This is a genomic window from Brevibacterium sanguinis (assembly GCF_003315415.1).
GTDB classification, from domain to species: Bacteria; Actinomycetota; Actinomycetes; order Actinomycetales; family Brevibacteriaceae; genus Brevibacterium; species Brevibacterium celere_A.
Map to the genome: position 1 here is coordinate 340,109 of NZ_QNSB01000001.1, position 13,021 is coordinate 353,129.

Consider the following 13,021-nt stretch of genomic DNA (forward strand, 5'->3'; position numbering starts at 1 on the left):
GGGCCCCGTCCCGGGCGTCAGGTGGGACGGGGTCCGCGCCGCCGGATCGGCACGTTCCCGGTGGTGTCGCGGCGTCATCGGCGTGGAGGCGCGGCTCACACTCGTGCCAGAATGAGGGCATGTCGATCAAGACCATCGCCTTCCCGAACTCCGAACTCCGCAATCGTGTCATCGCCCGGATCCCCGCCCACCAGCGGGCCAACGTCGACCTCGTCGTCTACTCGGCCGAGGAGAAGTCGGCGAAGGTCAGCCGCGACGACATCGACGTCCTCATCCTCCCGTACCTCGACTCCGCGCCGACGATCGCCCTGCTCGACGATCTGCCCAATCTTCGCCTCGTCGTCACCCAGACGACCGGCTACGATCCCGTCGCCCACCTGCCGGAGCGCGGCATCGCGGTGGCCACCGCCTCGGGCGTCCACACCGGCGGCACCGCCGAGCTCGCCGTGGCGCTGACGCTGGCGAGCCTGCGCGGCATCGACGACGCCGTCCGCCACCAGGTCGCCCGCATCTGGGATCACCGTCGTCACCGCTCCCTGCAGGACCGCCGCGTGATGATCATCGGCGTCGGGGAGATCGGGGCCGCGATCGCCGATCGCTTCGCCCCGTTCGACGTCAAGCTCACCCGCGTCGCCACGACCGCCCGCGAGGACGACAGGGGACCGGTCCACGGCGTCGACGAGCTGCCCCGGCTCCTTCCCCACACCGAGGTGGTCGTCCTCATCACCCCGCTCACGGACTCCACCCACCACCTCGTCGACAGGGAGTTCCTCTCCCTCCTGCCCGACAACGCGCTCATCGTCAACGTCGCCCGCGGAAAGGTCATCGACACGGACGCGCTCGTCGCCGAGCTCTCCACCGGTCGCCTCCATGCGGCCCTCGACGTCGTCGACCCGGAGCCGCTGCCGGTCGACCACCCGCTGTGGGGAACCCCCAACACCCTCATCACCCCACACGTCGGCGGTGACACCTCGGCGTTCGAACCGCGCGTCGTCCAGGTCCTCGCCGAACAGGTGCGGCGGATCAACGACGGGGAGAAGCCCCTCAACCTCGTCCGCATCGACTGACGGGCATCGTTCCCCACCGTCCCACCGGCGGCCTGCCGACCCAGGGACCCGCCGGCCGGGCCGGCGGGCAGGGCCCTGCGCACACCGTCGCCCGAGGGCCGGACCGACCGGGGTCGGGCCCGCGCTGACGACCGACGGCACAGGTTCCACCATGCGAGAACTTCGCCGATCCGCCCGCACCTCAGGCGTAGAGTGCCGTCATGAGCATTCATCCTGACTCCACCACTGTCGACATCAAACCACGGTCCCGCGATGTCACCGACGGCCTCGAATCCACCGCCTCGCGCGGCATGCTGCGCGCCGTCGGGATGGGCGACGACGACTGGGAGAAGCCCCAGATCGCCATCGCGACCTCGTGGAACGAGATCACGCCCTGCAACCTCTCGCTCCAGCGCCTCGGCGGCGCCGCGAAGGAGGGCGTCCACGCTGCCGGCGGCTACCCGCTCGAGTTCGGCACCATCTCCGTCTCGGACGGCATCTCGATGGGCCACGAGGGCATGCACTACTCACTCGTCTCCCGCGAGGTCATCACCGACTCCGTCGAGACCGTGATGAGCGCCGAGCGACTCGACGGCTCCGTCCTCATGGCCGGCTGCGACAAGTCGATCCCCGGCATGCTCATGGCCGCCGCGCGGCTCGGCCTCTCGAGCGTCTTCCTCTACAACGGCTCGATCATGCCCGGCACCGCGAAGCTCTCCGACGGCACGGAGAGGGAAGTCACCCTCATCGACGCCTTCGAGGCCGTGGGCGCCTGCCGTGCCGGGACCATCACCCGCGAGGACGTCGACGCCATCGAGCGCGCGGTGTGCCCGGGCGAAGGCGCGTGCGGAGGAATGTACACGGCGAACACGATGGCCTCGGCCGCCGAGGCGATGGGCATGTCCCTGCCGGGCTCCGCAGCCCCGCCGGCCATCCACCGCAATCGCACGATCTTCGCCCGGCAGTCGGGCGAGGCGATCGTCAACCTGCTCCGCCAGGGCATCACGACCCGCGACATCATCACCCGTGAGTCGCTGCTCAACGCTGTCGCCGTGACGATGGCCTTCGGCGGTTCGACGAACGCCGTGCTCCACCTGCTCGCGATCGCCTACGAGGCCGGCGTCGACCTGACCCTCGACGACTTCAACCGCGTCGGCGATAAGGTCCCGCATCTCGGCAACGTCAAGCCCTTCGGCGAGTACGTCATGAACGACGTCTTCAAGATCGGCGGCGTGCCCGTCGTCATGAAGGCGCTCCTCGACAACGGACTGCTCAACGGCGACTGCCTGACCGTCACCGGCAAGACCGTCGCGGAGAACCTCGAGAAGATCAATCCGCCGGACCCCGACGGCAAGATCCTCCGTGCGCTGGACAACCCGATCCACGCGACCGGCGGGCTCACCGTGCTCAAGGGCTCGCTCGCCCCGGAAGGCGCCGTGGTCAAGTCGGCAGGATTCGACGCCGACGTCTTCGAGGGCACCGCGCGCGTCTTCAACCAGGAACAGCCGGCCATGGACGCGGTGCTGAACGGTGAGCTGAAGAAGGGCGACGTCGTCATCATCCGCTACGAGGGCCCGAAGGGCGGACCGGGAATGCGCGAGATGCTCGCGATCACCGGTGCGATCAAGGGCGCCGGGATCGGCAAGGACGTCCTGCTCATCACCGACGGGCGCTTCTCCGGCGGATCGACGGGACTGTGCATCGGCCACGTGGCACCCGAGGCCGTCGACGGCGGACCGATCGCCTTCGTCGAGGACGGGGACAGGATCACCGTCGACATCGCCGCCCGATCGATCGAGCTCCACGTCGACGAGGCGGTGCTCGCCGAACGGCGCAAGAACTGGACGATCCCGGACAACCACCGGCTCACCGGCGTGCTCGGCAAGTACGCCAAGCTCGTCCGCTCTGCCTCGACGGGAGCCGTCTGCTTCTGATCTGAGTGGGCCGGCCCCGGGACGCCGGGACCGGAGACGACAGCGCCGAGGGGGTGCGGAATCATCCGCACCGCCTCGGCGCCTGTGCGTCCTGGGGGCGTGGGCCTCAGTTGACGTCGGCGGGGTCGGCCGAGACGCGGCCGTTGCTCTCCAGGGAGTCGATCGCGGTCATCTCGTCGTCGGCGAGCTCGAAGTCGAAGACGGAGAAGTTCTCCTCCATGCGGCTGCGGTTGTTCGACTTGGGGAACACGATGTGGCCCTTCTGCAGGTGCCAGCGGATGATCGTCTGCGCCCAGGACTTCCCGTGGGCGGCGGCGATCTCGCCGATGACCGTCGAGGCGTAGTCGACCTGGCCCTGGCCGAGGGGACCCCACGCTTCGATCCTGATGTCGTGCTCGGTCAGCAGCGGTCGCGTCTGCACCTGCTGGAACTGCGGGTGGCACTCGATCTGATCGACCGTCGGGATGATGCCCGTCTCGAGGATCGCCGGCAGGTAGCGGTGGTCGAAGTTCGAGACGCCGATCGAGGTGACCAGCCCCTGCTCCTGATAGGCCGGGAACGCCTCCCAGGTCTCGACGGAGCTGTCGTTGGCCGGGGCCGGCCAGTGGATGAGGTAGAGGTCGACGTGGTCGAGACCGAGCTTCTCGAGGCTCTCGCCCAGCGCGCGCTTCGACTCCTCGGCGCCATGCCGGTCGTTCCACAGCTTCGTCGTGACGAAGAGCTCATCGCGGGCGATGCCCGAGTTCGCGATCGCCCGACCCACACCTTCCTCATTGCCGTAGACGGCTGCGGTGTCGATGTGGCGGTAGCCGACCTCGAGCGCGTCGGTGACGATGCGCTCGGTCTCGGCGGGATCGACCTTGAAGACACCGAAGCCGAGCTGGGGGATCGTGGTGCCGTCGTTGAGGGGGAGAGAGGGAACCGTCATGGTGCCGCCTTTCGTCACGGGTGAGGGAATGGATGCGGCCGCAGTGAAGGGCCGGTCTCGAGCCTATACCGTCGGGCCGAGGGTCTCTCGCCCGGTCGCCGAGCTCAATCGGTGATGACGGCGTGGACGTCTCCCGACAGGGCCCGGCCGCCGAGCTCCTCGAGCTCGAGGACGACGGCGACCCCGATGACGTCCGCGCCGAGCTCGCCCACGAGCGCCCGGGCGGCCTGGAGCGTCCCGCCCGTGGCGAGGATGTCGTCGACGAGGAGCACCCGGTCGCCTCGGCGCAGGACGTCGGGCCCCTCGATCGTCGCGGTTCCGTATTCCAGGGAGTACGACACCGAGGCGGCCGGTCGAGGCAGCTTGCCCGCCTTCCGGACGGGAAGGATGCCCGCACCGGTGAGGGCGGAGACGTATCCGGCGAGGAGGAAGCCGCGCGCCTCCAGCCCGGCGACGACGTCGAAGCGGCCGCGGAAGGGCGCGATGAGAGCCTCGGTCACGGTGCGCATGGCCTGCCCGTCGGCGAGCAGGGGCGAGATGTCCCGGAACTGGACTCCCGGCTGCGGGTGGTCGGGGATGCGGGCGATGAGAGCCGCGGCGCGGGCGAGTTCAGGAGTCACGCGTCCACGATACTCTCCGACCGATTGACCGTATCGCTGAATGATCGAATGGCCGAATGGCTGCGGTCTCGGGTTCGCTCGGTCTCGTCAGGTCGCCTGCCCGAGCGGCCGGGCGGCTGAAATATTCGCCGTCGGCAGGTATCGTCCGAGTACAGGCACTCGACGCGGGAGGCAGACATGGAATCGGCACGCAGGCGCACCTCGTTGGCCGACGCGTTCTCCCGCGTCCCCCGCGAGCGGTTCCTGCCCGAGGACCAGCGCGAGCTCGCCGACGTCAACGTTCCGCTGCCGATCGGCCAGGGCCAGACGAATTCTCAGCCGAGCACCGTGGTCGACATGCTCGAGCTGCTCGACGCGCAGCCGGGGAATCGGGTGCTCGATCTCGGATCCGGATCCGGGTGGACGACGGCGCTGCTCGCCGTCCTGGTCGGTGCCGAGGGCCAGGTGATCGGGGTGGAGCGGCAGCACGATCTCGTGGCGATCTCCCGGGAGGTGCTCGCCGGCTTCGACTTCGCCAATCTCCGGATCGTCGAGGCGACCCCCGGGACCTTCGGACTGCCTGCCGAGGCGCCATTCGATCGGATCCTCGTCTCCGCCGAGACGGACTCCCTGCCCACGACCCTGATCGAGCAGCTCGACCGGCGAGGCGTCATGGTCATCCCGGTGGCGGGCACGATGCTGCGGGTGGAGAGGATCGGGCCGGGCGCCGAGGACGTGTCGGTCACGCGGCACGGCCGCTACAGCTTCGTGCCGCTGATCGAGGACTGAGACTGCTCAGACGAGCGAGTCGCGCCAGGCCCGGTGGAGTCGGGAGAAGCGGCCCGTGCCGGCGATGAGCTCCCCGGGGGCGCCGTCCTCGATGATCCGCCCGGATTCCATGACGAGAACCCGGTCGGCGATCTCGACGGTCGAGAGCCGGTGGGCGATGATGATCGCGGTGCGGCCCTCGAGGACGGTGGCCAGGGCGGTCTGGACGAGACGCTCCGACGGGATGTCGAGGTGCGCGGTCGCCTCGTCGAGGACGACGACGTCGGGATCGGCGAGGAACACGCGGGCGAACGACACGAGCTGACGCTGTCCCGAGCTCAGCCGACCGCCGCGCTTCCTCACGTCCGTCTCATAGCCCTCCGGCAGTCGGCGCACGTAGGGATCGAGTCCCACCGCGCGGGCCGCGGCGACGACCTGCTCGTCGTCGGCCTCCGGGTCGCCGATCCGGATGTTGTCGGCGATCGTGCCTGAGAAGAGGAACGACTCCTGGGTGACCATGACGACGCTCGAGCGCAGCTCGGCATCGGCGATGTAACGCAGGTCCACCCCGTCGAGGCGGATGCAGCCGGCACTCGGGTCGTAGAACCGGGTGACGAGCTTGACCAGCGTCGACTTCCCGGCGCCGGTGGCCCCGACGAGGGCGACGATCTCACCCGCCCCGATCGTCAGATCGAGACGGGGGAGCACCTCGGCGCCGTCCTCGTAGCCGAACCGCACCCCCGAGAACTCGATGCTGCGCCCCATCGCCGCAGACGGGTTCCTCGCCACGTCGTCCTGCGCGGAGGTGGCCGGCGGCAGCGGCGTCGGGCGCTGCGGTTCGACGACCTCGGGAGCGGTGTCGAGGACGGCGGCGATCTTCTCCAGCGCCGCCGAGGCGGACTGGTAGAGGTTGAAGGACTGGACCAGCTCGTCGAGGGGACCGTAGAACCGGCGCAGATAGAGGATGAACGCCGCGAGCACCCCCACCTGGGTCCACCCCTCGATGACGAGCCACGCGCCGATGACGATGATCGCCGTCTGGGTGAGGTTGCCGACCAGTCGGGTCGAGCCGGCGAACCACGCCACGCCCTGGAGCGCATCGGTGTTGGCCCGCCGATACGTCGCATCGTGCTCGCGCAGGGTGCTGCGCCGATCGGGCTGACGCCGGTAGGCCTGCACCGCCCGGATCCCGCCCATCGTCTCGACGAAGTGGACGATGACCTTCGCGATCGACGTCCGGGTCCGGCGGTAGGCGCTGCGCTGGGAGGTGTGGGCGGCCCGCGTGATGAAGAACAGCGGGACGAACCCGGCGAAGACGACGAGCGCCAGGGGCACGTCGAGCACGATGAGCGTGACGGCGATGAACAGCATCTGCAGCACGGCCAGCGCCGACTCGAAGAGGGCGTAGGAGAGGAACTGCTGCACGGACTCCATGTCGGAGGTCTGGCGCGAGACCAGCCGCCCCGAGCTCGACTTCTCGTGGAAGGCGAGGTCGAGGCGCTGGACGTGGGCGAAGACACGGGCGCGGAGGGTGAAGAGGATCCGCTGTGCGGTGATGCCGACCAAGCGGGTCGACACGAAGGCGAGGACCGCCGAGGCGACGGTGGAGGCGACGAACAGCGCGACCGCGCGGATGAGCGGACCGGGATCGCCGTCGACGGCGCGCGGGATGCCGGTGTCGAGCGCCTCGGCGATGAAGATCGGGCCGACGACGAGGAGAAGGGCGGTGAGGACGACGATGACGAGAAGGAACTGAGCCATCGCGAGATGGGGTCGGACGAGGGAGCGCAGCAGGGCGCGGGCCCTCCTCGCGGCATCGGGCGGCAGCTGCTCGGTGTCGTCGGCGGTCGGGACGCTCATTGCCCGCCTCCCGACTGCGCCGAGGCGCTCGCCCCGCCACCGTGAACCGCCGAGGCGCTCGCCCCCATCAGCTCCCGGTAGAGGGCCGAGGATTCGAGCAGCTCCTCGTGGGTTCCCAGCGCCGCGATCCGGCCCTCGTCGAGGACCGCGACCCGGTCGGCCAGCGCCGCCGTCGAGGGCCGGTGCGCGATGACCAGCGTCGTCGAGTCGGGCAGGATCGTCCGCAGCGCTCGCTGCACCCGATCCTCGGTGTCGACGTCGACCGCGGACAGCGGGTCGTCGAGGACGAGGATCCTGGGCCTGCCGATGATCGCCCGGGCCAGAGCCAGGCGCTGGCGCTGACCGCCGGACAGCGACAGTCCCTGTTCGCCGACCTCGGTGTCGAGTCCGTCGGGCAGGGCCCCGACGAAGTCCGCGGCGGCGACGATCTCCAGGGCGCTCCAGATCTCGTCGTCGCCGACGCCGGGTGATCCCATCCCGACGTTCTCGGCCACCGAGGCGGAGAACAGGATCGGGTCCTCGAAGGCCACGGACACGAGGAGGCGCAGCTCGTTGACCGCCATGTCGCGGATGTCGACGCCGTCGATGCGCACCGCCCCGGACGTGACGTCCTGGAGCCGCGGGACGAGTGAGGCCACCGTCGTCTTGCCCGAACCGGTGGCGCCGACGAGAGCCACGGTCTGTCCGGGCTCGATGCGCAGATCCAGACCACTGAGAGTGAGCCGGTCGGTGTCGGCGAAATGGAAGCCGACGTCGTCGAAGACGAGCTCACCGCGATACCGTCCGACGTCGGGGTCGTCGGCGATGCCGCCGTCGGCATCGGTGATCTCATGCCGGATGTCGATGACCTCCCAGTACCGGGCGGCGGCGGTCAGCGACATCAGGGCATCGGCGAGGAGGAAGCCGAGCATCTCGATCGGCATCCGCAGCACCATGGAGATCGTCACCGCCGCGACGACGGTGCCGACCGTCGTCCAGCCCTCGACGACACCCCACGTGCCGACGCCGACGATCGCCGCCTGCGCCAGGGTCGGCAGGAGCAGCAGGACGCTCCAGAACCACGAGTCGAGCTTCGCCTTGCGCACCTCGAGGGTCCGCAGCCTCGACGAGAGCACTGAGAACCGGTCCGCGGCCCAGGGGGAGCGACCGAACGAGCGGAGGATGCGGATGCCTTGGATGGACTCCTCGACGGCGGTGGTGATCTCGCCGACGGTGTCCTGCGAGCGGCGGGAGGCATCGCGGTACCTCTTCTCGAAGATCGAGACCGAGACGATCGTGGGCACCGCCATGGCGAGCATGATGAGCCCGAAGACCGGCTGCAGGGCGATGAGCATGAGGGTGCCGACGACGATGACGATCGGCGTGACCATGAGGAAGGGGATGCCGAACGCGAAGAACCGGCGCAGCTGGGAGAGGTCGTTGACGGCGCGGGAGAGCAGCTGGCCCGACTCCCAGGAATCGTGGACGGCCACCGAGGTGTACTAGAGCCGGTCGAAGAGGCGGGAGCGCCAGCGGACCTCCCACTCGGCGACGACGGGGGCGACGATCATGCGCCGCGCCCACAGGACCACCGCCTCGCCGATGCCGATCCCGAGCACGCCGACGACCGGCCACCACAGGGCGGAGAGATCGCCGTGCGCGATGGGACCGTCGATGATGTGGCCGGTGAGCAGGGGGACGAGGAGCTGGATGCCGTTGGCGACGAGGGTGAGGACGAGGACGAGGATGTACACCCCGATGCGCGCACGCACATCGGGCCAGAAACGGAGGAGGGGATGCACAGATGACCACACTAGTCCCGTGGTGTGAGGGAGTCCACAGATGCCGCGCCCCGGGAGTTCCCCGAGCCGCGGCACCGTGAGCCGTCTCACTCCGCAATCATCCTTCGTACCAGGATCTGAGACGTTCCATCGCATCGTTTGACACCCCGAGCGGCTGGACTGTTCTATTGAGGCATGACTCACCTTCTCGTCGTCGTCATTAGCCAGCGCGCGGATCACCCGTAGCCTGTCAGTACGACACGTTCCGCGCGCCCCTACCGACATCGGAGGGGCTTTTTTCATGCGGACGCGAGTGGGAACACTAGGAAGGACAGAAACGATGGCAGCCACGCCCTCGGCCCAGAAGGCGGCAACCGGCAGTGCCTCCGGCACGACGCCGGTGACCGCCACCCCGTCAAGCATCCGACGCAGCAACTCGACCCCGGAGGTCCTCACCGGCGCGCAGGCGATCGTCCGCAGCCTCGAGCGACTCGGGGTCGACACCGTCTTCGGCCTTCCCGGAGGCACGATCCTTCCGACCTACGACCCGCTCTTCGAGACCGACAAGATCCGCCACATCCTCGTCCGCCACGAGCAGGGCGCCGGCCATGCGGCCGAGGGCTACGCGGCCGCCTCGGGGAAGCTCGGCGTGTGCATCGCGACCTCGGGTCCGGGGGCGACGAACCTCATCACGGCCCTGGCCGACGCCCACATGGACTCGGTCCCGGTCCTGGCGATCACCGGCCAGCAGAGCTCCAAGCTGCTCGGCACGGACGCGTTCCAGGAGGCCGACATCGTGGGGATGACGATGCCGGTGACCAAGCACAGCTTCCTCATCACGAAGCCGGAGGACATCCCCACGGCCCTGCTCAACGCCCACCACATCGCGACGACGGGCCGGCCCGGCCCGGTCCTCGTCGACATCACGAAGGACGCGCAGACCGGCACGGCTCCCTTCGTCTGGCCCGAGGAGCCGCAGCTGCTCGGATACCGTCCCATCCTCAAACCGCATGCGAAGCAGATCCGCGAGGCCGCCCGTCTCATCTCCGAGTCCCAGCGGCCCGTGTTCTACATCGGCGGCGGAGTCATCCGCTCGGAGGCGGAGAAGGAGCTGCTCAGGCTCGCCGAGGCGACCCGGATCCCCGTGGCCACGACGCTGATGGCCCGCGGCGCCTTCCCCGACTCCCATGACCTCCACGTGGGCATGCCCGGGATGCACGGCACGGTGCCGGCCGTCACCGCCTTCCAGAAGTCCGACCTGCTCATCGCCATCGGCGCCCGCTTCGACGATCGCGTCACCGGCCAGCTCGAGTCCTTCGCGCCGAATGCCAAGGTCATCCACGCCGACATCGACCCGGCGGAGATCGGGAAGAACCGCGACGTCGACGTCGCGATCGTCGGCGACGCCCGCGAGGTGCTCGCCGAGATGCTCAGCGAGTTCAAGGAGAGGTTCCCCAAGGCCCTCGAGCGTGAGCGCGAGCCGTGGTGGAGGCTGATCAACCGGCTGAAGACGACCTACCCGCTCGGCTACACCTCCCATGAGGCGCTCTGCGACCCGCAGTACGTCATCTCCCGGATCTCGGCGCTCACCGGACCCGAGGCCGTCTACGCCGCGGGCGTCGGCCAGCATCAGATGTGGGCCGCCCAGTTCGTCGAGTTCGAGCGCCCCCGCTCCTGGCTCAACTCCGGGGGACTGGGCACGATGGGGTACTCGGTGCCGGCGGCCATGGGCGCCAAGGTCGCCGAACCGGAGCGTGTCGTGTGGGCGATCGACGGCGACGGCTGCTTCCAGATGACGAACCAGGAGCTGGCCACCTGCGCGCTCAACAACATCCCGATCAAGGTCGCGATCATCAACAACTCGTCGCTGGGCATGGTGCGGCAGTGGCAGACGCTGTTCTACGACGGCCGCTACTCCAACACCGACCTCAACACCGGCCACGAGACGATCCGGATCCCCGATTTCGTCAAGCTCGCCGAGGCGTACGGCTGCCTGGCCCTGCGCGTCGACGCGAACGAGGACGTCGATGCCGCGATCCAGACGGCACTGGAGACGAACGACCGGCCGGTCGTCATCGACTTCAGCGTCCCGCCGGACGCCATGGTCTGGCCCATGGTCGCGGCCGGGGTGTCGAACGACGAGATCCAGTACGCGCGCGGAATCCGCCCCGTATTCGACGACGAGGGCGACGAGCAGGCCGAAGCCCAGATCGCCGAGGCAAGCGATGCCCGGGGCATCGCGCAGATCGAAGGAGGCCTGGAATGAACAGCCGGCACACACTCTCAGTCCTGGTCGAGAACAAGCCGGGTGTGCTCACCCGGTTCACCGGCCTCATCGCCCGCCGCGGCTTCAACATCCACAGCCTCGCGGTGGGCGTGACCGAGCACGAGGAGCTGTCCCGGATCACCGTCGTCGTCGACGTCGGCGATGTGCCGCTCGAGCAGGTGACCAAGCAGCTCAACAAGCTCGTCAACGTCATCAAGATCGTCGAGCTCGAGCCCTCCTCCTCGGTGCGTCGGGCCCACGTCATCTACAAGGTCAAGGCGAACGCCGCGACCCGTCCCCAGGTCGCGGCCGCCGTCGAGATGTTCCGGGCGAGCATCGTCGACGTCTCGACCGACTCCGTGTGCGTCGAGGCGACCGGGGAGCTCGGCAAGGTCGAGGCCCTGCGTGAGGTCCTCGAGCCCTTCGGGATCAAGGAGATCGTGCAGTCGGGGACCGTCGCGATCGGCCGCGGGCCGAAGTCGATCACCGATCGCGCCCTGCGCGGCTGAGGCGCGCCGGGTTCCGGATGATGGAACGCCGGTCGTCTCAGCAAATGAACTGCAGTACCGAAGTGTGAAACAATGGGGTCGTACCCCGAATTCTCAAAGGAGCAAGAACAATGGCAGAACGCTACTACGATGACAATGCCGACCTGTCGGTCATCCAGGGCAAGAAGGTCGCTGTCATCGGTTACGGCAGCCAGGGCCATGCGCACGCGCTGAGCCTGCGCGATTCCGGCGTCGAGGTCCGCGTCGGCCTCAAGGAGGGCTCGGCCAGCCGTGACAAGGCCTCCGCCGAGGGCCTCGAGGTCGGCACCCCCGCCGAGGTGGCCGCCTGGGCCGATCTCATCACCATCGCCGCACCCGACCAGGTGCAGGCCGAGATCTTCAACTCCGAGGTCAAGGATCAGCTGGCTCCGGGCAAGACCCTCCTCTTCATCCACGGCTTCAACATCCGCTTCGGCTACATCGAGGCTCCCGAGGGCGTCGACGTCGTCATGGTCGCCCCCAAGGGCCCCGGCCACGTCGTCCGCCGCGAGTACGTCGACGGCCGCGGAGTTCCCGTCCTCGTCGCCGTCGAGGTCGACGCGACCGGCCACGCCTGGGACACCGTGCTCGCCTACGCCAAGGCGATCGGCGGACTGCGCGCCGGCGGCATCAAGACCACCTTCACCGAGGAGACCGAGACCGACCTCTTCGGTGAGCAGACCGTCCTCTGCGGCGGCGTCTCCAAGCTCGTCCAGTACGGCTTCGAGACCCTGACCGAGGCCGGCTACCAGCCGGAGATCGCCTACTTCGAGGTCCTGCACGAGCTCAAGCTCATCGTCGACCTCATGGTCGAGGGCGGAATCGCCAAGCAGCGCTGGTCGATCTCGGACACCGCCGAGTACGGCGACTACGTCTCCGGTCCCCGGGTCATCACCCCCGAGGTGAAGAAGAACATGGAGGGCGTCCTCGCCGACATCCAGAACGGCGTCTTCGCCGAGCGCTTCATGAACGACCAGAAGAACGGCGGCACCGAGTTCAAGGAGCTGCGCGCCAAGGAGGAGCAGCACCCGATCGAGTCGACCGGCCGTGAGCTGCGCAAGATGTTCGCCTGGCTCAAGGACACCGACGACGACTACACCGAGGGCACCGCCGCTCGCTGAGCCGCTCATCGGGCGGAACGTGAGCCGATCACGACGTTCGCTGCCCAGCCGGTGAGCCCGTCAGCATTCAGCTGACGGCGTCGCTCACTGCTCGTCGACATGGCCGGCGGGGACCGAGAGGTCTCCGCCGGCCATTCGTCGTCCCCACCTCTCGAGAGTGCAGCGTTGAGCCGACAGTGCAGTGATCCGCCGAGGGTTCACCTCGCGAGGTC

Annotated in this window: 10 protein-coding genes and 1 pseudogene; 6 read left to right on the top strand and 5 right to left on the bottom strand. The window is 68.8% G+C overall.

All coding sequences use genetic code 11. The features are described 5' to 3' along the window. The first annotated feature begins 119 nt into the window (after nt 1-119). Together DFO65_RS01550 and ilvD are read left to right on the top strand one after the other, a co-directional pair. Complete coding sequence (locus DFO65_RS01550) at nt 120-1,067, top strand: 2-hydroxyacid dehydrogenase (RefSeq protein ID WP_113902644.1); 948 nt, start codon at nt 120-122, stop codon at nt 1,065-1,067. Between the two features lie 200 nt (nt 1,068-1,267). After that, nucleotides 1,268-2,980 (top strand): dihydroxy-acid dehydratase, encoded by a 1,713-nt coding sequence (gene ilvD, locus DFO65_RS01555; RefSeq protein WP_113902645.1) that lies wholly within the window; start codon nt 1,268-1,270, stop codon nt 2,978-2,980. Nucleotides 2,981-3,086: 106 nt separating this feature from the next. Here ilvD and DFO65_RS01560 read toward each other — a convergent pair whose 3' ends face one another. Then, nucleotides 3,087-3,908 (bottom strand): aldo/keto reductase, encoded by an 822-nt coding sequence (locus DFO65_RS01560; protein ID WP_113902646.1) that lies wholly within the window; start codon nt 3,906-3,908, stop codon nt 3,087-3,089. Between the two features lie 104 nt (nt 3,909-4,012). Next, a complete protein-coding gene (locus DFO65_RS01565; RefSeq protein ID WP_113902647.1) occupies nt 4,013-4,528 on the bottom strand; it encodes an adenine phosphoribosyltransferase in 516 nt (171 codons plus the stop codon). A gap of 177 nt (nt 4,529-4,705) precedes the next feature. Here DFO65_RS01565 and DFO65_RS01570 point away from each other — a divergent pair, with 177 nt between their 5' ends. Continuing rightward, a complete protein-coding gene (locus tag DFO65_RS01570) occupies nt 4,706-5,296 on the top strand; it encodes a protein-L-isoaspartate O-methyltransferase family protein (RefSeq protein ID WP_113902648.1) in 591 nt (196 codons plus the stop codon). Nucleotides 5,297-5,302: 6 nt separating this feature from the next. On the opposite strand, the gene DFO65_RS01575 is transcribed toward DFO65_RS01570, so the two are convergent. The 3 genes and pseudogenes from DFO65_RS01575 to DFO65_RS17225 form a co-directional block, all read right to left on the bottom strand. After that, nucleotides 5,303-7,135 (bottom strand): ABC transporter ATP-binding protein, encoded by a 1,833-nt coding sequence (locus DFO65_RS01575; protein ID WP_113902649.1) that lies wholly within the window; start codon nt 7,133-7,135, stop codon nt 5,303-5,305. Beyond that, the gene (locus DFO65_RS17220; protein ID WP_342766907.1) at nt 7,132-8,070 is read right to left on the bottom strand and encodes an ABC transporter ATP-binding protein; all 939 of its coding nucleotides are present in this window, start codon (nt 8,068-8,070) and stop codon (nt 7,132-7,134) included. The genes DFO65_RS01575 and DFO65_RS17220 overlap by 4 nt, the downstream gene beginning before the upstream one ends. Further along, nucleotides 8,065-9,318, bottom strand: a pseudogene (locus DFO65_RS17225) (ABC transporter transmembrane domain-containing protein); the annotation flags it as partial. The pseudogene DFO65_RS17225 and the gene DFO65_RS17220, both read right to left, overlap by 6 nt. Between DFO65_RS17225 and DFO65_RS01585 the strand changes: the two are divergent. The 3 genes from DFO65_RS01585 (at nt 9,236) to ilvC (ending at nt 12,809) form a co-directional block, all read left to right on the top strand. Next, entirely contained in the window at nt 9,236-11,161 is a 1,926-nt protein-coding gene (locus DFO65_RS01585) for an acetolactate synthase large subunit (RefSeq protein ID WP_181778567.1), read from the top strand. The pseudogene DFO65_RS17225 and the gene DFO65_RS01585 sit on opposite strands and share 83 nt — an antisense overlap. Continuing rightward, nucleotides 11,158-11,670 carry an acetolactate synthase small subunit gene (ilvN, locus tag DFO65_RS01590; protein WP_113902651.1) on the top strand — a complete coding sequence of 171 codons (513 nt, stop codon included), beginning with the start codon at nt 11,158-11,160 and terminating at the stop codon, nt 11,668-11,670. The genes DFO65_RS01585 and ilvN overlap by 4 nt, the downstream gene beginning before the upstream one ends. A gap of 110 nt (nt 11,671-11,780) precedes the next feature. Then, nucleotides 11,781-12,809, top strand: a complete 1,029-nt coding sequence (gene ilvC, locus DFO65_RS01595; protein ID WP_113902652.1) for a ketol-acid reductoisomerase — start codon at nt 11,781-11,783, stop codon at nt 12,807-12,809. Nucleotides 12,810-13,021 lie beyond the last annotated feature (212 nt).

Coding starts and splice junctions, on each gene's coding strand:
- ilvC (WP_113902652.1), top strand. CDS start 11,781: ATGGCAGAACGCTACTACGATGACAATGCCGACCTGTCGGTCATCCAG.
- DFO65_RS01570 (WP_113902648.1), top strand. CDS start 4,706: ATGGAATCGGCACGCAGGCGCACCTCGTTGGCCGACGCGTTCTCCCGC.
- ilvD (WP_113902645.1), top strand. CDS start 1,268: ATGAGCATTCATCCTGACTCCACCACTGTCGACATCAAACCACGGTCC.
- DFO65_RS01560 (WP_113902646.1), bottom strand. CDS start 3,908: ATGACGGTTCCCTCTCTCCCCCTCAACGACGGCACCACGATCCCCCAG.
- DFO65_RS01585 (WP_181778567.1), top strand. CDS start 9,236: ATGGCAGCCACGCCCTCGGCCCAGAAGGCGGCAACCGGCAGTGCCTCC.
- DFO65_RS17220 (WP_342766907.1), bottom strand. CDS start 8,070: ATGGTGCTGCGGATGCCGATCGAGATGCTCGGCTTCCTCCTCGCCGAT.
- DFO65_RS01575 (WP_113902649.1), bottom strand. CDS start 7,135: ATGAGCGTCCCGACCGCCGACGACACCGAGCAGCTGCCGCCCGATGCC.
- ilvN (WP_113902651.1), top strand. CDS start 11,158: ATGAACAGCCGGCACACACTCTCAGTCCTGGTCGAGAACAAGCCGGGT.
- DFO65_RS01550 (WP_113902644.1), top strand. CDS start 120: ATGTCGATCAAGACCATCGCCTTCCCGAACTCCGAACTCCGCAATCGT.